Genomic DNA, 21,483 nt, shown 5'->3' on the forward strand with positions numbered 1-21,483 from the left:
TTCTTCCTTACGTTCCTTTCCTGATTATTTCATTCGCTATCTCAATAGCATAACGGTCACTGGAAGTGTCCACGAACTCTATTAGCATTTTTTTCCCATCTTTAATTTTCCCGATAGTATTGGCCGCTTCAGAGCGTACCTTCCAAGATTGATCCTTAAGCAATTTTTGGAGATATGAGTACGAATCTTCCAGTGGAAGACGGCCCAATAATTTTGTGACATGCAGCCTTTCCTCCCAAATATCCGAATGCACAAAATGCAGATATTTTTCAATGTCGATAACCCACCCTGTTTCGAATATAGCTTTTAAAGAGCGTAATCGCATTTCTGGATCTGTATGCAAAATCAATTTTTCAAAAAAGGAAACATATTCCTGCAGTCTTCTATGACCAAGTGCATTTACAATCGCTAACTGACATTTGTATGGGAACTCTTCAAATAAAGTAACCATATGATTTAAATCCTTATCAGAAATAAAGGTTAGCAGTCTACTGTATTCTATTTCAGTGAATGTGTCTTTATTTGCTTGTAACTTTTCCACTAAAGAATCAAAATCCATGATTGAGTATATTTTATAGATTTGATGTATTTCCTCTGGTGTACACTTCCTTTGCTCAAGCAGATGGCATTCTTCAATCAGTGTTTCCAATTTAAAGTCAGCTGTTCTGTATAAAGCATTCATCCTTAGACTCCATTTACGGCTTCTCAATAAAAGCGCATAATAGTCTGTAAGAAATTCATTCGCAAAACCATTAATTTTCAACAGAATCTCACTATTAGATAAGTTTTTCACATAGCATAGAAGTATTTTTTCTGTAATCTCGTATTCTTCTTTGTTGGAGGGCTTTAATTTTGCAAGATCAGCTTCCTTACTTTTAACCAAATAATCATGCCAGACACTTGATAGTTCATTTAAGTATTCGTTTTTCCTTGTTATTAGAGCTTGTTTTTTCTCATATTGAACTGCAATATAAAATGCCAGGCAAATTAAAACCAGCAGCATAATAATTATGAACACCGCCAGCACTCCTATCGATACCCTTATCATTTCCATAATCTTTCCAGTGTCCCTTTCACCTGTGCTTCAAACAAACGGATATTGAACGGCTTGGCTAAATACGCATCGGCTCCATTCTCAAAGGCAAAAATCATATCTTCTTCTGTAGTTCTTTTCGTAAGCATAAAAATGATAAATCGTTTATTGTTAGGCCATCTTCGAATATTATATAGGACCTCAAACCCGTTCTTTCTGGGCAAAATATCATTCATTATAACTAAATGAGTATGGCTCGATGAATGCCAGTCTGATTCAAGGAATTCCAAGCCATCTTGAAACGTATTAATATTAAGATCCACCCGTTTCAATGGAAGATTTTCCAGACTCATATTTAGAATGGGGCTGAAAACTTCATCTTCTTCGAGAATGCTAACCCTTATTTCCTCAGGGGCTGTTTCTTTGAAATCTTCTATATATTCTATATTCCAATCCCCTAGCCTTATGGATCTTTCAAGTGATCTGTACCCAATAAGCATTAACTCATCATAATTAATTTCATTGTTTCTTATTTCTATCACACCTGCTGAAAACGCTAGCTGATGCACCTGAAATAACCAATCATTCTCCTTTTGAACTCCCTGGAAAAGACGGCTTAAAAAGGCGTTTGCCTCTTCCTCCTTGCTTTGGGGTAAGATAACACACCATTGAAATGCCTTGGATAACTTTATCAGCATGTCTGTTTGACGTATTTGAGCATTAAGGTATGATGTTATATCATCTTCAATTGCTTCCAAATCTCCCTCAAGCAATATTGATTCCTTGTAAACGCCTAAGAAAATTGCTGTAATAGGTGCTTTTGATCTTATAATATTAGCAGTTAACATATTGAAGATTGGAGCAGCCTGCATCTCTTCAATTATTAATCCCGTCTTATTTTCTTGCCTAATCCCCACAACTTATACCTCTTTCTACTTTTCTCATTTTATCTTTAAACATCGACATATCTGCATGGTGAATGAGTGTTTCCTCATCTTTTCCCAATGCTGGGTAAGTACTTAGCCCAATACTCACACTCACACTCACCACAGATTCCCCTATTAGAAAATCGCCAGATAAGCTTCTTTTTATTTTTTTCTCTACATATTCTGTCTTCTCTACTTCCTCGACGAGGACAAGAAATTCATCTCCGCTTTTTCGGAAAGCATGCATATTTAGACCTATAACTTCTTTAATCCTATTGGAACATAACCGCAGCATTTTGTCTCCTACAATATGCCCATGCCGATCATTTATTTCTTTAAAATTGTCAATATCAATAAATAAGAGCCCGAACGACTCTCTTTCTTTTTTGATAGTGGAAAACTTTTCCCGGAATTCCCTCCAGTTCGAAAGTCCTGTCAGTTCATCTGTATAGGCAAGCTCCTTCCATTTCTCTTCTGCACTTTTTACTTCGTCCTTGAAAAATAAAAACATGTATATTGGATCATGAAGCTGATCTCCATTTACACGCGAAATATGGACCTGTACCTGGGGAAAACCGCTGAAATTAATGAGAAGTTTCCCCGACCATATCCCGTTATCTTCTACATTGGATAGTATGGAGTCAAATAGCTTCTGCTCATTTAACTCTTTAAAAATCTCCGCTATGCAACCTTGATCGCAAAAATGATAATCGCCGCTCTGAATAAAGTTTTTAAATTGCTGGTTATATCTCACAAATTTTCCCTTTGTATCAATAAAAACCACATTATAAATGTCTAAAATAGAGAGTAAACAATTCATCATTTCACTTTGTGAAAATTCACTAAGCCATGCTAGCTTACCTTTATGTAAACTTTCAAAACACATGAAAAACCTCCCGCTATCATATAAAAATGTAAGCATTACTTATAGTAAAGGTCCGCTCTTACAAATTTCTTAAACAATATATTTTTGTGTTTCAAAAGGCATAAAAAAGACTTCGACGGTTATCAATGCATCGAAGCCTTTGATTAATTTTCCTTATTTCCAAATGGCGGAACATAGATTAGAATCCAATAGTTAAAACGCTTCTGCAAGCATTCCTCCGTTCATCTATCTCTTTTATTAGCAGTGTCTATAATATAAGTCATCAGGATTTAGACTAGCTCTAGATAGAGTCAATTAGGTGAATCCTAGTAAATCACTGAATGATGACAGGTTTATGTTATAAAAGGAGAAGGTTTCCAAGTATACATTGGCAAAAAAAAACAGCCCGCTTAGGGCTGAATCGTACTAATTACTCCTCTATCCGCTCATCCTTCCCCGCCAGCCAAAAAGCCGCGGCAATGGAAGCAATGATCACAATAAACGGCGCATAAAACATCACAAATTCCGCCATGAGTTTTCCCTCCTATGCATGATCGTCCCGCTTTCCCTGAACATAGTCTTTATTGAAAAGGAACAGCCTGAGAAGCAGATAAAGGGACGGCAGGAGCAATCCCAGTCCTGCTATGAAGGCAATGATCAGGGCGATGGCCATAGCTTCGTTTGTAAAGCCGTCATAAATGGTCAGGTATGGATAAAGCAGGTACGGATAATGCGAGATTCCGTAGGCAAAGAACGCCACAAGGAATTGCCCTGCCAAGAGCCCGAATGCAAGTCCGTACATTTCTCGCTTCCATATTAGATAAACAGTTCCTGCAAACAGAATGAATGAAATGCCGAACAGCCACCATAGGTCCATTAATCTGCTGAAATGCTCAGGATTGTGATCCCGCAATTCGACAATAATGCCTGTCGCTGTTACGATAGCAGGCACCGCCCATATAAGGGCATATTTTCTAAGCAGCTCAGTAGCTGGTTCATCGTTTGCTTTATTGGCATACCACGTCAGGAACACTGCTGATATATATAATACTGCTGCCAAACTCAGCACAACAATGCTCCACGTAAGAGGACTTGTAAACAATGCCCAATAGTCAAGCTCCAGTCCCGCTGATCCTTCACTAACGAATCCGCCTTCAGAAATGGTCAGGACAATGGACAGGGAAGCTGGGATGAAAAGACCTGAGAGCCCATACAGGTAGGTCCACCTTTTTTGTCTTAGCCCTCCGTATGTGGTAAAGGCGTAATAAGAACCGCGGATGGCAAGAAGGACTACTGCAATGCTTGCCGGCACCAGCAGGATCGTTCCATAATAGTAGGCTGTTTTCGGAAAAAATCCGACAATGCCTACGAAGAAAAACACCAGGAACACATTTGTAACTTCCCAAACCGGTGATAAATAACGCTGTATGATTCTCGTTAAAATATGCTGCTTACCGCGGAATAGACTGTATGCGTTGAAAAACCCTGCTCCAAAGTCAATCGAGGCAACGATGACGTAACCAAATAGAAATAGCCATAAGACGGAAATTCCGATGATCTCAAGAGTCATCGCAGCTCACCTTCTTTCTCCAGTTCCCGGTCGGCCAATTCCTGTTCGACAGGATTTTTGCGGAACATTCTAGTGAGGACAATGATGCTTCCGATTGCCAGCACGAGATATAAGCCTGCAAACAGAAGAAGCATTAAGTCTACTTGGCCGCTTGAGGTTGCCGCATCTTCAGTACGCATGATACCCCTCAGAATCCACGGCTGCCGGCCCACTTCCGCAAACCACCAGCCTGCTTCAATCGCAATGATGGATAAAGGGCCGCCCAGAACGATCAGCCAGCGGAACCATTTCGACTTAACAAACCGCATTTTAAACCAGGTGCCTAAGACATAGATGAGTGAAAGTGCCGTCATCCACATGCCGATAGTCACCATCAGGTCAAACAGGTAATGGATATAAAGCGGCGGAATTTCATCTTCTGGAAATTGATCGAGTCCGATAACTTCTGCATTTGGATTGCTGTGCGCAAGGATGCTGAGTGCATAAGGAATCTTAATCGCATATTTCACTTCACCGTCTTCAAGGACCCCGTAGAGCATTAACGGTGCCCCTTCTTTTGTTTCAAAATGCCACTCGGCGGCAGCCAGTTTTTCCGGCTGGTATTCTGCGAGATATTTTCCGGAGAAATCACCAATTACCGCTGTAGCGATCGAAAAAATCAATCCGATTTTCATTGTAAGCAGTAATGCCTTCTTATGGTAGATATGATTCGATCCTTTTAGAAGGCGAAAGGCTCCTATTGATGCCAGAACAAACGCTGATGTCATATAGGCTGTTGAAAGCACATGCGCTACCTTCGTTGGCATGGCGGGAGTGAACATCGCCAGTATCGGGTTAATATTTACAAGCTGCCCATTCACAATGTCAAAACCCTGAGGTGCGTTCATAAAAGCATTTACAATTGTAATGAAAATAGCTGAAAATGAAGCCCCAATTGCAACCGGGATCAATAAAAGCATGTGCTTCTTCTGATTCTCAAACCGATCCCACGTATACAGATAAATCCCAAGGAAAATCGCTTCAAAGAAAAAGGCAAATGTCTCCATAAAAAGAGGCAGTGCAATGACATTGCCTGCGAGTTCCATAAAGTTTGGCCACAGCAATGAAAGCTGCAGGCCGATGGCAGTGCCCGTAACAACACCGACTGCCACCGTAATGACAAAACCGCGCGTCCATCTTCGCGCGAGCAGAATATAATGCTCATCCTGTTTTTTTATCCCCACCCATTGTGCAATCATAATCATGAGCGGAATGCCAACACCAATGGTTGCGTAAATGATGTGGAAGGATAATGTCAGCTCAGTTAAGACACGGCTGAAAAAGACAGATTCTTCATTTCCCATTTAACATTCTCCTTTTCCTATCCTGCAAAAATGCGGCCAATAAAAGAAAGCCCCATAATGATAGCCACTGTAAAAGCAAGCCACATTAATATGCGTTCCTGTTTTTTATACATTCATTCGTTCACTCCTCCAGAATGCTCACTACATCACATTATTCCCCAGTTCCGGACTAAAAGCTGTGACACTTAAACAACATTTATATGAGGAAAATGTGAAAGTTATGTAATTCCTTTTACAGCTTCCTATTCCCTTTTGAGAAGCAATTAAAACGAAAAGGACATTGGAATTTCCAATGCCTGTAACTTATATGTGTTTTGGCGTATAAATAGCCATAAGCAATATAATTTTTACCCTTTTCTTATGGGCAGACACCTGTGTTTTATAATTTAATCTTCTCTAAACGGCACAATATATACTTGATTTTGCCAATAAAAAACCCGGTGCATACACACCGGGCAAGAGTTATAAATTATTCACTGCAGTTTCTGCATCTTCTTCACCTGATACCAGGTCAAATGCACGTTTATAGGTGTTCTCTTTATCCAGGACAGCGTACAGGGTTTTGGCTACATCCTCACGGGGAATGAAGCCACGCTCCAAATTTTCTGCTGCTTTGATTTTGCCGGTTCCGGCTTCATCTGTCAGGCCGCCTGGACGAACGATAGTGTAGTTCAAGCTGCTGTTTTCCAGAATTCTGTCGGCATAGTGCTTTGCCGCGTAATAAGGCTTGATCGTTTCACTCCAATTATCACGATTATTCGCCTGAATAGCGCTGACCATAACAAACCGATCCACACCAGCCTTCTCCGCAGCTTCTATTGTTTTTACAGCTCCATCAAGGTCAATCAGCAGAGTTTTGTCATAGCCTGTATGTCCGCCTGAACCTGCAGTAAACACAATTGCATCACAGCCTTTGGCAGCTTCAGCCAATTCATCAACCGTTCCTTCAAGACTTGCAACTGCCGTCTCAACACCCATATCTTCAAACTGCCGGGCCTGCTCTTCTTTTCTGATCATCGCTCGTACTGTATGTTTATCTTCTTCTTTAATAAGCTTTACCAGCTGCTTTCCGATTTGTCCGTTTGCTCCGACGATTAGAACTTTCATGGATACCGCCCCTTTCTGTGTTTTTGTGATATTTATTATTTCAAAAGAAAAATGCTATATCAAATGAACTGTTTAGGAACCCATCCGGACAATCCGTTTTTTATAAAGAGCCGCAATCGTATTCATGATTAATACAGGAATCTTCTTTGGAAAATATTTTTTTCTGTAAAATTTATAGAATGCATGCTTCAAGTCGTCCCACTGTGTACAATTCTTCGTCTGTTTAAATCGGGCAACATCAATGATCTTAATATGGCCATCATCTGTAAGAATAATATTGCGCAAGTGGATATCCGAAGGGTTCAGCCCTTTTTCCCTCGCAAGCTTTAAAGCCTCATCTATCTGCCTGATTTTCTCCTCTTCTATCGGGACTCCCTTTGCGAGACATTCAAAGAGAGTCAAACCCTGTACATAATCAATCACAATATAGTTATCTCCAGACCCATACAGAGATGGGTAATATGGGTGGTCAGGGAGCGCCTTGTAAATTTCCGCCTCTTCCCTGGCAATTTTCTTAAACTCAGGGAAAAATACTTTTAATACAAGATTAGTTCCTTTTATCCTAAAGGCAAATGCACTTCTTCCTGCTCCTATAAATTCCAAGCTGTCATCTTTCTCAAGAAGTCTGGTCCAATTAAGGCTCCTGGAAAATTTCACACTTTCTGCAAGCTTTTGATATGGTTTCATTTTAAACCTCCCTGTTCCAGACTCTCCCCTAAAAATAAAAGGCACTGAACCATTTATTGGTCTCAGTGCCTTTTAAACAAAAGAGACCTTACCAAATTAATGGTAAAGGTCTCGCAAGCAACGTTGTGTTGCCAGTAAAGCCGGAGATTTATCATCTCGTATTGACGACTCTACTTAACAGCTACTCCCCTTCAGGAAGAATCCGAACTATTTTGTTAACTTAATTATATGATTCAATCATCCATTAGTCAAATGATACGTTCCTCCCGAAACTGAATGGGTACTCCCTAAGGGGACTTTACTTTTCAAAAATAGAATTTGAAAGCAATCGGAAGAGGTAATCAGTATGATCACGGAAGCCGGCTTCAAGGCCAATTAGTGTAACATCCTTATCCTGCTCTTTCACCATGATGGCCTGGCCCTGTGCAGCACTGCGGTTTTTCCAGTGTCCCGCTACGAAGAAGTTTTCTTCATCAGCAATGGCTGCAAGCACGTCATCATTCTCTGTGCCCGTATACCAGACTGGACGGTAAACGAATCCAAGATCATCTCTACTGTAGCCTGCTGTTGCGCCAGTGCCTTTATAATCTACCTTAATAATTCCGTTGCTATTGGATCCTCCAGTATTGATAATATCATCTGTCAGGCCCAGGGTCTTTGTTGCACGGGAAGCACCGGCACCTACAGCAATATATTTTCCTCCTTCAGAAACGAACTTTTCTACATTTGCTTTAAATGCAGCCAGTTCTTCCTGATTTTTAAGGCCAAATTCTTTATTGGCATTACTCAAATTCAAAGAAATTAAATTTTCCGTTCCACTGTAAACAAAGACATCATGGGAAGCAAGGCCAGTATTTGCAACCTCCGCTGGAGTCAATTCCGTTACACTAAAGCCTAATCTCTCAAGAGCCAGTTTCGTGCCTGAATGAGATTGCGCTTTGTTCATCCCTCCATCTTTTAAAATGCCTACACTCATTTCTTTAATTGTCTCTGCATCTGCAGGAACACTTCCTGACATGATATCTAGGCCGGACTCTTTAACAGCCGCTGAAATAGCACTTGCTGATCCTTCAGCATAGAAGTTTCCTTCGCTGTCTCGTTTAACCATAACCCCCTGCTTAAGCAATTCGTTCACAAGCTGAACTGCTTTCACTGAGCTGTTCGGAATAATAAATGGCCCTTTTCCGCTTAGTGAACCCTGTTCTTTCACATTATTCACCTTTGTTGCCGCTGCCTTTACATCATTTTGAACAGCGATTGCTTCAAAGCCCCATAGTTCTGGAAGACTCCAGGCAGAAATATCATACATGGCCGGTGTATCATCTGTTATATCCTCACCATCCCACAGCATGGTGTTTGCCAGACCTGCCTTTGCCTGATCCATTGGAACGATGTAAGTGCCCTTTGGATAGGAATTGCCGTCTGCTGCAAATGCTTTTGACGCCTGAACAACCTCGATATCATTCTTAATTAAATGATTAACAGCCTTATTTACTGCGGTTGGATCTTCCTCATTCACTGGAAGAATATATGCTTTCGGGAAATGCCCTTCTTCATGAAAAGGATGATCAAAATTAATGCCGCGCTTAAACATTTCAATTTGGTCTGTAATCATTGCTTCCTTGTTATCGGTTGAATATTTCAGTGCTCCCATAATGGCATTGTACATCCAGCGGACGCCGTCTTCGTCATTTGTCGGAGCTTCAAGGGTATGGCCATAAGCACCATGATACATGGCATACATCGGGGTGAAAATTGGCGGATAATCGTCCCAGCCGGCGGAATCATCCCGCTGCGGAATATATGCACCATCCATTTCTTTATACAGGGTGCCTGTGTAAAGAGCCTTGTCTCCCATAATTTCTGCTTCCATTGCTTCTGCCTGATGATTAGCCCATTTTTGATATAAATCATATTCATAGTTAGGATTATGCGGAGGTGTACAAGGTTCAATCAAACCCTGTTTGTTTGGTGCATAATTTTTCACATATCCGTGAGTATCCAGGAAGACCATCGGATTCCACTCTTTAATAAGAGACACGGTTTCTTGCGTTTCAGGCTGTGATTGCGTGATAAAATCACGGTTCAAATCAATTCCTTCGCCATTAAAACGGGTCGCATCCACACGGCCATCCGGGTTCTGCACCACGTTAAAAATAAGGATATTATTGTCCAGAATCTCCTTTGTTTCCTCGTCATTCTGTGTGGCAAAACGTTCAATAAGCTGCATCACAGCATCGCTTCCCACAAACTCTGTCCCATGGATCGACCCATTGATCATGATTGGCACTTTAAAGTCCGGGTTATCAGCAATCCAATCCTGGGCTTTCTCCGGATTTTTGAACATTTGCTTTCTTAAGGCCTGAATTTTACCGAACTTGCCCTGAGCACCCGGATCTGCAATGGTCACGACATATAGAGGGTATCCATCCGCGGAAGTACCTTTTACCTCCACCTTCACTCTATTAGACTGTTTTTCAATTCCTGCAAGTTTTGTCCCTATTACTGAGAATTTCATAAAGTCATAGTTTTCGCTATTGAATAAACTTCCTTCCTTTTCCTCTGACACATTAACATTGACCCACTTTGGGCTGATCGCATGAGCAGCACTTAAAGGAACAGATGCCAAAATACCCGCTGCCAAAACTCCTGATAAAGCTTTCTTTTTATTCATTATGTACCTCCAGATGCAATAGTTTTGTATATTTATGAGATAGGTTTTATTTTAATTCAATGTATTCAATTGTGGCAATGCAACTATTTTCCTAAAAAGAAAAGAGGGACCCAGAAATGATCCCTTCTATTTTTCTACTTAAATGCTTTAACTCCACCTTGCACAGGAAGCATTATATGGCTTCTCTCCGGGTCGATGGTTATTTTCGTGCCTGCCCCAGGTCTGATTGTATAGTTATAATCACTTGATAGAACTACTACTCCCATACGATCACCTTTTTTAAATACATAATCATCCGGCTGCATATCCCATGTAAAAGTGTATTCACGGTCCGGCGTCAGTCCTGAAGATCTATTTTCACTGTGAAGGTTTTGCGGATCCATCCACCCTCTAGTAACAATTTCCGGCTTTCCTTCCCCATATTTAACAAGGAGGGCAGTTAAGTTGGCCGTTTTCCGGTCAATGCTTGCACGAATTTGAATTTCCGGGGTTCCGCTCATCCGAATGTCGTTTTCTAATGGAGGCGTCAAATAGACGAGCCTATGAGGTAATGAAGAATCAGGATTCAGGGCCAATTCTTCAGCCTTGATTGTGGCATCATCCACAAAATGCTGATTCTCCTTATTCTTGTTCGGTACAGGATGCAGTTCTAAGCTGCCCCCTCCATCGGAAGCCGGTTTAAAATGCAATTTTGCGTCAGAGGTTCCCTTAGCCGGCCAGTTTGCCTCAGTATGCCATGTTTTATCCTCCCTCTGGATGTCAACCATTGGTTCATCCATGACATTATTTTTAATATCATAGAGCCAGTAATCAAACCATTTATTTAAAGTTGGTAGCCATACATCGCGTCTGAAGCTGTATGGGCTGGAATGGCCGCCTTGATGAAGCCACATTTTTCTGGGAACATTATTATCGCCAAGCGCTTGCCACCAATCTGAAAAATGCTTTGTTTTAACATTCCAGTCATTTAACCCATGGACAATAAAGACACTTGCTTTAACCTGATCAGCATCCTTTGTATAATCCCTTTTACTCCAGAATTCGTTGTAATCCCCGGTTTCCCTGTCCTGGCCTTCCGTTAATCCTTTTATGACATTGCTGCAAGCTTCAGGGTTTTGCCTGGTTAAAATGGCTTCTGCCATGTTATCCGCATCTTCCCCCTGGTATCCGCCTGGTGCTATCACAGCACCATTCGAACGATAATAGTCATACCAGCTGCTTATGGCCGCTATTGGCACAATCGTTTTCAGGCCTTCAACTCCTGTTGCTGCCACAGCATTAGGGAGTGTTCCATTATAAGATACTCCTGTCATCCCCACATTCCCTGTTGACCAATCAGCTTGTATTTCCTGTCCCTCTGCATTAAAAGCTTTCGTTCTGCCATTCAGCCAATCGATTACAGCACGAGTTCCAAGGATCTCATGCTCATCGCCGGTTGTAGGACATCCATCCGACAAGCCTGTCCCTACACTTTCTGCAAGAACAACCGCGTAGCCTCTTGGTACAAAATAGTCATCATAATAACCTGGGAGATTTGCCTGAGGGTTACCTTTTTCACCTTTGCTTTTCCCTTTCTTGGGTACAGAGTTCAGTTCTGTATCCACGTCATAAACCGGGACACCTTTAATTCCAGAACGGTAAGGACTCATTTCATAAATAACAGGAACCTTTAAACCTTCCTCTGTTTCCTTTGGCCTGATAATATCAGCACGTATTCGATCCAGCTTTCCATCTCCATCACTGTCAGTTGCTGTTTCAACAAATACTCTTTCGACAATGGCATCATCCAGAGAAAAAATGGGCTGTGTCATGCCATTTTCGACTTTAATCCGAGATTCAGCCAAGGCCATGCTGCTTTGATTGTCTTTACCTGCTGCAGGCAAAATCCCTCCTGCAATTAGCGGGAAAACGATAACTGAGGCCATGACCACTTTTAATGCAGCTTTTTTCATAAAAATCCCCCTATTTAAAATAATGTTATAATTTTCAGAATAAATCAAAAGTACGTAAGTTTCGATAGTCGAAAGACCTGTATTTTTCTAGTTGCATATGATCATAAACTATCAGTCTCCTTCAAAGGTCATGATTTTACATGTCTGCTGTCCAGATTTAGTACTTTAAATCTACCATTTTTTACAATTCGAAAAGGCAGAATCTTACTTTTCTCACACATCTGAAATATCTGCTAGTCTAATAGAATCGTTTTAACTCTTTATTAAAGGAAGCGGAGATATGTAAGCGAATACATATAGCTGGATTACTAGTCGAGGAGGAATAAAAGATGAAAGTTGGAAGGAAAGCTTCTTCAATTATGCTTGCAGCCGTTCTGACAGCTTCAAGTTTGTATGCAGTGCCTGTTCAATTTGTGCAGAGTGCTGAAGCAGCACAAAGTAAAGCTTTGGATCCTGGCTCCAAAGCATTTGATCAGAAGGTAATTGCAAGGGTCGATGCATCCCGCATGATGGAGGATGTCAGCTATTTATCTGAAACCATAGGGCCGCGGGTTGCAGGAACAGAAGCAGAAAAGCAGGCAGCTGATTTTATACGCAAACGCCTGGAGTCCTATGGCTACACAGTAGAAACACAAGAGTTCAGCATACCGGATAAAATGGCTGGAGATTTACACACCAGTGATCTGAAGGAGGTTCTTATAACCATTCCTTCCGGATCAGGATCAACGCCTGAAGAAGGAATTACTTCTGAATTATATGATGCTGGATTAGGCAGGGCAGCTGATTTTACAGAGGAAGCCAAAGGAAAAATAGCACTTATTTCACGCGGAGAGATTAGTTTTGCGGAAAAAGTTACAAACGCAGTGAATGCCGGTGCTGCGGGAGTTCTAATTTATAACAATGTGGATCAGCCAGCACCCATGAATCCTTCAATTGGAGGCCCATATGACATTCCGGTGGGAAGCATAACAAAGGCAAGCGGAGAAGCACTACTTCAAGATGTTGCTGCACATAACAAAACGGTAACACTGACTGTCAAGAGCTTTAAAAACATAAGATCGCAAAATATTATTGCCACCAAGCACCCTAAGCCTAATAAAGGCGGGGAAACTGACATTGTCCACATTTCTGCACATTTTGATAGTGTACCATTTGCTCCTGGGGCTAGCGATAACGCATCCGGAACCGCTGTTGCCTTAGAGCTGGCCAGAGTCCTGAAAAGCTATCCCGCTGACAAAGAATTGCGTTTTGCTTTTGTAGGTGCAGAAGAGATTGGTCTTCTTGGTTCTCAATATTATGTGAGCCAGCTGAGCGGCAATGAAATAGAGCGAAGCATCGCAAATTTCAATATGGATATGGTAGGCACAGCATGGGAAAATGCCACTGCGATTTACATGAATACCCTTGATGGCCAGGCAAATATCGCAACAGAAGCCGCCATTGCCACAGCCGGGCGGATTGGCACCCCATCTGAGCTGGTTCTTTATCAGCGCGGAGCTTCAGACCATGTTTCTTTTCATGATGCAGGAATCCCGGCAGTCAACTTTATCAGACGAGAACCTGCCACTGCCAATCTTGAACCGTATTACCACACACCACTTGATTCCATCGAGCACATTAGTGCCGAGCGGATGAAAGAAGCCGGTGATCTAATAGGCGCTTCGGTTTACAGCTTAATTCGAAAATAGAATTGACTTAAAGAATCCCCGGATTTTCCCCGGGGTATTTTTTTTCGTTTTTTTACTTTCCGGCTATTTAGTATAAACGATGCGTTTACGAGCAAAATATGAGGGTAAATTATATTCGTTCTAAATTTCATGTTCAAATTATTAAGGGATTTACCGTTTAAATGGAAAAGAAATCGGGTAACATAAATGTAACAATACTAAGGCATTTACTATCTGCCCGATAGTCCTATATATCCCTAAAGGAGGGAGTCATCATGGATTTTGAACACGAGGCTGTCATACTACAAAGAGAACTCTCCCTTCTCATGGATGAATATGAAAGGTGCGAGATTGACGACGTGAAAAATGAAATATCAAAGGACATTCAACTGCTGAGCCGTGCAATAGACGATATACTTAATTAAAGTATATGCTGGCATGGCTTTTTTTTATATTCTATGCAGCTGGCATTTTTTAGCAGTCAGCTGCTGAAACCTTTTTGAAATTTAGGAGGGGTAATATGCCTCAGCACATCTATTACAGTTTCATACGTTTGCCCTTAGTAATCAGAATTCTGCTGATTGCCCTGATGGTGATCTTTCTGTTTGGCGGATTAATACATATTATTGAACCCTCCTCCTTTCCGACATTTTTTGATGGAATCTGGTGGGCGGTTGTAACCGCTTCAACTGTCGGTTTTGGAGATTTTTATCCCAAAAGTACTGCAGGGCGAATAGTGGGTATTGCGCTTATTTTTACAGGAGCGGGCTTTCTGTCTACCTATTTTATTTCACTTGCAACAGCAGCAGTTACCAGACAGAATGACTTCCTGGAAGGAAAGATCGAATATCGGGGTCAAAACCATATTGTTGTGATCGGCTGGAACGAGCGCTCAAGGGAGATCGTCAATACTCTTGGAGGCGATGGGATGAACCATTCCATTGCCTTAATAGATGAAACACTAAAGTCTAACCCTGTTCCCCACAATAATGTACATTTTATTCAGGGTCGCGCTAACAGAGATGATGTACTTGTGAAGGCAAATATCTTTGATGCCCAAAAAGTAATTATAACAGCTGATCAGAACAAAGATGAACTACATGCTGACATGAATTCAATATTAACCTTATTGGCAATCAAAGGATTAAACCGGGATGTACAATGTATTGTTGAAATATTAACTTCAGAACAGGCAGCCAACGCCAAAAGAGCGGGAGCCGATGAAATTGTTCAAACGAATGTTCTTACTAGCTTCGTCATGATCAACAGCGTCTCTTCCCAGGAGCTTGTTACTTCATTCCTTGATTTGCTGGGACAGCTTGATAAACGCAAATTAACTTTTCAGCCTGCATCAGAAGAAGTGGAAAATAAGACTTTTGTTGAACTTAGTGCTGAGCTTATGAAAGAAGGCATTCTGCTTTTGGGTGTTAAAAGAGGGGAAGAAACTCTGGTTAATCCTCCCCAGCCTTTTAGAATTCTTCAGCAGGATCAGCTGATTGTTATACTCGGTTAATCTCTTAATAATTTAGACTCCAGCTCTTCGACAAGCGCTTTGCCGAGATCAATGAATTCTTCCGGAAAACTGGCATCCTTATCCACAGGCTCCGAGAATTGATCAAAGGAGGCGCTGAAATTCCCTGTATAGGCGTGGTCATCCAGGCCGCGCTGATACTTATGGGAAAGCAGAAACGGCCTGCCTATTTCCACCGTACAGCTTGGATCATCAAGCTGCCCATCAATTGCCTTAAATGGGACCCTTAAAAACTGGTACCCCACCTCATCATCAATTTTGTAATCAAAAGATCCGTGATCATAATCCCAGTTCCCGCCAATCGAATAGCCAATCGGCTTCAAAGCCTGCTCCAGCTTATATAAATCAAAATGCTTTCCTTCCGCTTTTGAAGGTATCTCAATCACTGAATCCATCCCCTTTTACGCTTTTTGCTTAGTTTCTCCAATGTAAGGGATATCATGAATGCGATTTCCGAAGATTATGTTTAGGAATTTGAGGTTTCGCGAATATAATTTAGTTTTCGCGATTATCTGCAGAAAATCGCGGATAAATCTGTGTCGCGGATATATGTAAAATCTCGCGGAAATTATTAAGGTTTTTGCGGTTAAGTGCTATTTTCGTTTTTGGAAAGAAGGAATTCCATTCTTAAAAGCGGAATTATCATTACTTAGAAAGGAGTGAAACCTATTTGATAATAAAAAATCGTTTAATACCTATCAGAATCCGACAGAACGAGGCCCTAATCAGGCGAATCCCAGCTGCTCATCCACAGAGATCAACTATAGAAGGTGATTTAGCTAAAAGAAGAGTCAGTTATCGAGGGGAACAGTCGCTGGATTATTATTTAAGTCACCTGCCTGATAAGGAATTTACTATCCTGCATGATTTAAGGCTTTTTAATGGAAGCACTTATTTTCAAATCGACACCCTCATTCTTTCCCCATACTTCGCTTTAATTATTGAAGTGAAAAATATCCTTGGAACCCTCCTTTTCGATGAGACCTTTAATCAGTTCATAAGAACTCGGAATGAAAAAGAAGAAGGCTTCCCTAATCCTCTTATACAAGCCAAGCGCCAGAAAACACAATTAAAAACATGGTTAATCCAAAACTTAGCAGCCGATATACCAATAGAATATCTAATTGGCATAAGCAGCCCCTCTACTATCCTGAAAACTTCTGCAGATAGCTCACATGTTCCATTTCGCGTTATTCACATCGAACACCTTATTGAAAAAATTAAGTTCTTCAAACAAAGTTATCCTATAGAAGTTATTACATCTCGACAGATTAAAAAGATTCCGAGAGCACTGGTTATAAACCATGTACCTGGATTTTTAAATGTCTTGGACCATTACAATATCTCTTCTCAAGAAATTATTAGTGGTGTTCAATGCCCAAGCTGTCTTATTTTCCCCATGCGGCGGATCCATGGAGATTGGCTGTGCCCCCAGTGCGGGTGTAAGAATAAGAAAGCTCATCTGCCCGCTTTATCTTCTTCTGATTAGTCCTGCTATATCAAACAAGCAAGCCAGAGCCTTCCTTCATTTAGCTTCTGAAGATACCGCATCTCGACTTCTGTCTGTAATGCCCAGTTCAGGCACTAAAAAAAGGCAGAATTTACTTTCTTCAATAAAAAAACGCCCACCCGCAGGCAGACGCTTTTCACTATTACTTTAATCTCTTTTCAAGTTCAGCTTTTTTCTCTTCAAATCCTGGTTTTCCTAACAGAGCGAACATGTTCACTTTATATGCTTCTACTCCAGGCTGGTCGAACGGATTCACTCCCAGCAGGTAGCCGCTCATTGCACAGGCTTTTTCAAAGAAGTAAACCAGGTAGCCAAATGTGTAGGCATCCATTTTTGGTATGGATACGATCAGGTTTGGCACTCCGCCGTCTGTGTGTGCAAGCATTGTCCCCTCAAAGGCTTTGTTATTTACAAAGTCGACAGTCTCACCCGCAAGATAGTTCAGGCCATCAAGATCATTCTCTGCTTCTTCAATGGTAAGCTCATGGCGTGATTCTTCCACCTTGATAACCGTTTCGAAAAGGTCCCGGCGGCCTTCCTGCACATACTGGCCTAATGAATGAAGGTCAGTGGAGAAATTTGCTGAAGAAGGGAAAATTCCTTTCTGATCTTTTCCTTCACTTTCACCAAACAGCTGCTTCCACCACTCTGCAAAATATTGAAGTCCTGGTTCGTAGTTGATCAGCATTTCAATCGTTTTGCCTTTGTTATAAAGAACATTGCGGACCGCTGCGTACTGGTATGCTGCATTCTCCTGAAGCTCAGATTTGCTGAAGTCTTCGCGTGCCTGTGCAGCACCGCTCATCATATCTTCAATGTTTGCACCGCTGACAGCAATCGGCAAAAGACCAACTGCTGTAAGGACTGAATAGCGGCCTCCTACGTCATCCGGAATAATAAATGACTCATAGCCTTCTTCTGTCGCAAGAGTCTTTAGAGCGCCTCTTGCTTTATCGGTTGTAGCATAGATTCGTTTACGCGCTTCTTCCACACCATATTTCTCTTCCAGCATTTTGCGGAAAATACGGAAAGCCAATGCAGGCTCAGTTGTTGTGCCTGATTTTGAGATAACATTGATGGACCAATCTTTGCCGTCAAGAAGGTCCATTAAATCCTTCATATAAGCGGAACTAATATTGTTGCCGGCAAATAATACCTGCGGAGTGCCGCGCTTTTCTTTTGGAAGTGCATTATAGAAACTGTGCTGAAGCATTTCAATAGCCGCACGCGCTCCAAGATAGGAACCTCCAATTCCAATGACGATAAGAACATCGGAATCGCTTTTAATTTTCTCAGCAGCTTTTTGAATGCGGGAAAACTCTTCTTTGTCGTAGTTTGCAGGCAAATCGATCCAGCCTAAAAAGTCACTGCCAGCTCCAGTTTGTTCATGAAGGGAGTGATGGGCTACCTTCACGGCATCCTGCAGATATGTAATTTCATGTTCGCCAAAAAAAGGAAGTGCTTTTGCGTAATCAAAACGAACGTGTGTCATGAATGTCCTCCAATTTTTCTCAAATTTAAACAGCCTTCAGTAATTCTGGCTGTCATCCTTATACCACTTTAACGAAAGCCTTAAAGTTAATCAAGAATCATCCTCTAATGTAAGCGTGTCCAATTTTGACATATTTTTTACGCGCAAAAGGTGATTGTCATTTTTCGGCGAAAATTGTAAAAGGACTCTGCTTTGGCAGAGTCCAGCCTGATATTTATAAAGAAGCGCGGTAGATTGAAACCACGTCATCATGATTTAATTTCGAGAAATTGCCGAATTCTCCGTTGACAGTCGCTTTGTCTGCCATCAATTCGATCTTGCTGTCATCAATATCATAATCAGCCAGGCGTGAAGGTGCACCAATGCTGTTCCAGAATTCACGAAGCTTTTCAATGCCTTCAAGCGCAGTCTCCTCATCTGTTTTTCCTGCCGGATCCACGTTAAATACACGGATAGCCAGCTGCTTGAATCGCTCAGGCTTCACGTTCAGATTATGCTTCATCCAGTTCGGGAACAGAATGGCCAGACCCCCGCCATGAGGAATATCATAAACGGCAGATACAGCATGCTCGATGTTATGTGTAGCCCAGTCTCCCCGGTAGCCCATATTCAGAATACCGTTCAATGCCATTGTGCCGGAATATAAGATGGAAGCACGATGCTCGTAGCTTTCAAGGTCTTCAAGGAGCTTAGGAGCTGCTTCCATAATGGTAATCAGCAGGGATTCACACATGCGATCCTGAAAATCGGTATTTTCTTCAAGATGGAAGTAATGCTCCAGTACATGGGACATCATGTCCACAATTCCATATACCGTCTGATTCCTTGGCACCGTGAACGTATTAACAGGGTCAAGGATTGAAAATTTAGGGAAAGTCACAGGACTGCCCCAGCCATATTTTTCGTTTGTTTCCCAGTTTGTAATTACAGATCCTGCATTCATTTCAGAACCGGTTGCCGCTAGTGTAAGAACGGTTCCAAACGGCAGAGCTTTTGCAGCAAATGCTTTCTTGATGACTAAATCCCAGGCATCGCCATCATATTTGGCACCAGCTGCGATAGCTTTTGTGCAGTCAATTACACTCCCGCCTCCAACTGCCAGCAGGAAATCAATGCCTTCAGTTTTGCAGATTTCAACGCCTTTGCGGACAGTGGAAATTCTTGGATTGGGCTCAACGCCTGATAGTTCAAATACTTCAGCCCCAATTTCATGAAGCTGTTCCTTCACTTTATCATATAAACCATTGCGCTTAATGCTTCCCCCGCCATACACAATAAGAACCTTCTTGCCATACTGCGGAATTTCAGTCTGCAATTGGGAGAGCTGATCTTTCCCAAAAATTAATTTAGTCGGATTATAAAAGGTAAAATTTTGCATATCACCATCTCCTTTTCCACATCATTATCTTTCAAATTTTCAGCTAATGCAAAAAGTACGATTCGAAAGGCGGACATTATATATGCCGGTTCTCAGATCATCTTTTTCATTATGGCTCTTAACGATTATTACGATGAATATTTTTTATTTCCGTGCAGCAACATAATAGTGAACCTATACTACAAGGAGGAAACATCATGAGTGGCATACAGCGTATTGCACTGGTTCTAACAATTATTGGCGCTATTAACTGGGGTTTAATCGGATTCTTCCAATTTGATCTTGTGGCAGCTATCTTTGGCGGTCAGGATTCAGCCCTTTCAAGAATAATATACGGTCTTGTGGGCATTGCGGGCTTAATCAATCTGGGGCTTCTCTTCAAACCAAATGAAGAGCTGGAAAGAGAACCTGAAGCAAGGCCAACCCGTTAATGCATGCAAAAAATCCTTGCACATTGTGTGCAAGGATTTTTTTGTTTTATATATCGATTACCGAATTACACCCAGCCTCTGAAGCGGGATGCTTCAGACATTTTTCTCGCGCCGACCATGTAGGCAGCAAGACGCATATTTACTTTTCTTTGCTGTGAAGTCTGATAAACATTATCGAAAGCTTGAACAAGCACTTTTTTCAGCTTTTCTGTAACTTCCTCTTCAGTCCAATAGTACCCCTGATTGTTCTGTACCCATTCGAAATAGGATACCGTCACACCGCCTGAACTGGCTAACACATCAGGAACAAGCAGGATTCCCCGATCTGAAAGAATTTTTGTCGCTTCAAGAGTGGTTGGGCCATTTGCTGCCTCTACTATGATGGAAGCTTTAATATTATGGGCGTTTGCAGCGGTAATCTGATTGGACACAGCCGCAGGAACCAGGATATCGCAATCCAGTTCAAGCAATTCTTCGTTTGTCAAAGTGTTATCGAAAAGGGTCGTTACCGTTCCAAAGCTATCGCGCCTATCAAGAAGGTAATCAATATCCAGGCCATTTGGATCATATAGAGCACCATAAGCATCTGAAATGGCGACCACTTTAGCGCCTGCATCATGCATGAATTTTGCCAGGAAGCTTCCTGCATTTCCAAACCCCTGAACAGCCACACGTGCTCCTTCAATGGAAATGCCGCGCTTTTTCGCAGCTTCCTCAATGCAGATCACTACACCCTGTGCAGTTGCCTTTTCCCTTCCTTGCGACCCGCCGAGAACAAGCGGCTTGCCTGTGATAAATCCGGGAGAATCATACTCACGGAGTCGGCTGTATTCATCCATCATCCAGGCCATGATCTGTGAATTCGTATAAACATCCGGAGCAGGTATATCTTTTGTAGGGCCAACGATCTGGCTGATTGCCCTTACATATCCTCGGCTTAAGCGTTCCAGCTCTCCCATTGACATGGAACGGGGATCACAAATGATGCCGCCTTTCCCCCCTCCATAAGGAAGATCCACAATTCCGCACTTTAAACTCATCCACATGGATAAAGCTTTTACTTCATCATCATTTACTTCAGGATGAAAACGGACACCGCCCTTTGTCGGTCCTACCGCATCATTATGCTGTGATCTGTAGCCGGTGAAAATTTTTGTCGACCCGTCATCCATCCTTATCGGGATTCTTACCGTGAGCATCCTCAGCGGCTCTTTCAGCAGCTCATACATCTCATCTGCATAGCCGAGCTTGTTCAAAGCTTCTTTGATCACAACTTGAGTTGAAGTAAATAAATTTAAAGACTCTTCCATTTTTTGT

At 41.8% G+C, this 21,483-nt stretch carries 19 protein-coding genes; 5 read left to right on the plus strand and 14 right to left on the minus strand.

The window, feature by feature from the left end; genetic code table 11:
* Positions 1–7: 7 nt before the first annotated feature.
* From AC0VZ9_RS23165 to AC0VZ9_RS23210, 10 genes are all read right to left on the minus strand, one after another.
* Positions 8–1,018 carry a HEAT repeat domain-containing protein gene (locus tag AC0VZ9_RS23165; RefSeq protein ID WP_251266888.1) on the minus strand — a complete coding sequence of 337 codons (1,011 nt, stop codon included), beginning with the start codon at positions 1,016–1,018 and terminating at the stop codon, positions 8–10.
* A 26-nt stretch (positions 1,019–1,044) separates the two neighbouring features.
* Positions 1,045–1,950: a response regulator gene (locus AC0VZ9_RS23170; protein ID WP_475396755.1), complete on the minus strand. Its 906-nt coding sequence runs from the start codon at positions 1,948–1,950 to the stop codon at positions 1,045–1,047.
* On the minus strand, positions 1,940–2,845 hold the full coding sequence (locus tag AC0VZ9_RS23175) for a GGDEF domain-containing protein (RefSeq protein ID WP_251156298.1): 906 nt from the start codon (positions 2,843–2,845) through the stop codon (positions 1,940–1,942). The genes AC0VZ9_RS23170 and AC0VZ9_RS23175 overlap by 11 nt, the downstream gene beginning before the upstream one ends.
* Positions 2,846–3,254: 409 nt before the next feature.
* Positions 3,255–3,356 (minus strand): cytochrome bd oxidase small subunit CydS family protein, encoded by a 102-nt coding sequence (gene cydS / locus AC0VZ9_RS23180; protein ID WP_019383178.1) that lies wholly within the window; start codon positions 3,354–3,356, stop codon positions 3,255–3,257.
* Between the two features lie 12 nt (positions 3,357–3,368).
* Complete coding sequence (locus AC0VZ9_RS23185) at positions 3,369–4,394, minus strand: cytochrome d ubiquinol oxidase subunit II (RefSeq protein ID WP_019383177.1); 1,026 nt, start codon at positions 4,392–4,394, stop codon at positions 3,369–3,371.
* Positions 4,391–5,737 carry a cytochrome ubiquinol oxidase subunit I gene (locus AC0VZ9_RS23190; protein ID WP_009331616.1) on the minus strand — a complete coding sequence of 449 codons (1,347 nt, stop codon included), beginning with the start codon at positions 5,735–5,737 and terminating at the stop codon, positions 4,391–4,393. The genes AC0VZ9_RS23185 and AC0VZ9_RS23190 overlap by 4 nt, the downstream gene beginning before the upstream one ends.
* 462 nt (positions 5,738–6,199) lie before the next feature.
* Positions 6,200–6,844: an SDR family oxidoreductase gene (locus AC0VZ9_RS23195; RefSeq protein ID WP_009331617.1), complete on the minus strand. Its 645-nt coding sequence runs from the start codon at positions 6,842–6,844 to the stop codon at positions 6,200–6,202.
* 72 nt (positions 6,845–6,916) lie between these two features.
* A complete protein-coding gene (locus tag AC0VZ9_RS23200; RefSeq protein WP_009331618.1) occupies positions 6,917–7,531 on the minus strand; it encodes a serine/threonine protein kinase in 615 nt (204 codons plus the stop codon).
* 298 nt (positions 7,532–7,829) lie between these two features.
* A complete protein-coding gene (locus AC0VZ9_RS23205; protein ID WP_475396756.1) occupies positions 7,830–10,205 on the minus strand; it encodes a M14 family zinc carboxypeptidase in 2,376 nt (791 codons plus the stop codon).
* A 134-nt stretch (positions 10,206–10,339) separates the two neighbouring features.
* The gene (locus tag AC0VZ9_RS23210) at positions 10,340–12,157 is read right to left on the minus strand and encodes a Xaa-Pro dipeptidyl-peptidase (protein ID WP_217028209.1); all 1,818 of its coding nucleotides are present in this window, start codon (positions 12,155–12,157) and stop codon (positions 10,340–10,342) included.
* Between the two features lie 329 nt (positions 12,158–12,486).
* On the opposite strand from AC0VZ9_RS23210, the gene AC0VZ9_RS23215 reads away from it, so the two are divergent.
* From AC0VZ9_RS23215 to AC0VZ9_RS23225, 3 genes are all read left to right on the plus strand, one after another.
* Entirely contained in the window at positions 12,487–13,845 is a 1,359-nt protein-coding gene (locus tag AC0VZ9_RS23215) for a DUF4910 domain-containing protein (protein WP_019383173.1), read from the plus strand.
* A gap of 254 nt (positions 13,846–14,099) precedes the next feature.
* Positions 14,100–14,249, plus strand: coding sequence for a hypothetical protein (locus AC0VZ9_RS23220; protein WP_009331622.1), 150 nt, complete (start codon positions 14,100–14,102; stop codon positions 14,247–14,249).
* A 95-nt stretch (positions 14,250–14,344) separates the two neighbouring features.
* On the plus strand, positions 14,345–15,337 hold the full coding sequence (locus AC0VZ9_RS23225) for a potassium channel family protein (RefSeq protein WP_019383172.1): 993 nt from the start codon (positions 14,345–14,347) through the stop codon (positions 15,335–15,337).
* Here AC0VZ9_RS23225 and AC0VZ9_RS23230 read toward each other — a convergent pair.
* Positions 15,334–15,741, minus strand: coding sequence for a YugN-like family protein (locus AC0VZ9_RS23230; RefSeq protein ID WP_009331624.1), 408 nt, complete (start codon positions 15,739–15,741; stop codon positions 15,334–15,336). The genes AC0VZ9_RS23225 and AC0VZ9_RS23230 overlap by 4 nt on opposite strands.
* 284 nt (positions 15,742–16,025) lie before the next feature.
* On the opposite strand from AC0VZ9_RS23230, the gene AC0VZ9_RS23235 reads away from it, so the two are divergent.
* Complete coding sequence (locus AC0VZ9_RS23235) at positions 16,026–16,844, plus strand: nuclease-related domain-containing protein (RefSeq protein WP_475396757.1); 819 nt, start codon at positions 16,026–16,028, stop codon at positions 16,842–16,844.
* Between the two features lie 163 nt (positions 16,845–17,007).
* Here AC0VZ9_RS23235 and AC0VZ9_RS23240 read toward each other — a convergent pair whose 3' ends face one another.
* Together AC0VZ9_RS23240 and AC0VZ9_RS23245 are read right to left on the minus strand one after the other, a co-directional pair.
* On the minus strand, positions 17,008–18,357 hold the full coding sequence (locus AC0VZ9_RS23240; RefSeq protein ID WP_019383170.1) for a glucose-6-phosphate isomerase: 1,350 nt from the start codon (positions 18,355–18,357) through the stop codon (positions 17,008–17,010).
* 214 nt (positions 18,358–18,571) lie between these two features.
* Positions 18,572–19,735 carry an iron-containing alcohol dehydrogenase gene (locus tag AC0VZ9_RS23245; protein WP_019383169.1) on the minus strand — a complete coding sequence of 388 codons (1,164 nt, stop codon included), beginning with the start codon at positions 19,733–19,735 and terminating at the stop codon, positions 18,572–18,574.
* Positions 19,736–19,932: 197 nt separating this feature from the next.
* On the opposite strand from AC0VZ9_RS23245, the gene AC0VZ9_RS23250 reads away from it, so the two are divergent.
* On the plus strand, positions 19,933–20,166 hold the full coding sequence (locus AC0VZ9_RS23250) for a DUF378 domain-containing protein (protein ID WP_009331627.1): 234 nt from the start codon (positions 19,933–19,935) through the stop codon (positions 20,164–20,166).
* Between the two features lie 65 nt (positions 20,167–20,231).
* Here AC0VZ9_RS23250 and AC0VZ9_RS23255 read toward each other — a convergent pair whose 3' ends face one another.
* A complete protein-coding gene (locus AC0VZ9_RS23255; protein ID WP_284951562.1) occupies positions 20,232–21,476 on the minus strand; it encodes a Glu/Leu/Phe/Val family dehydrogenase in 1,245 nt (414 codons plus the stop codon).
* Positions 21,477–21,483: the final 7 nt, after the last annotated feature.

Source organism: Cytobacillus sp. QJM3NY_8 (genome assembly GCF_056173585.1).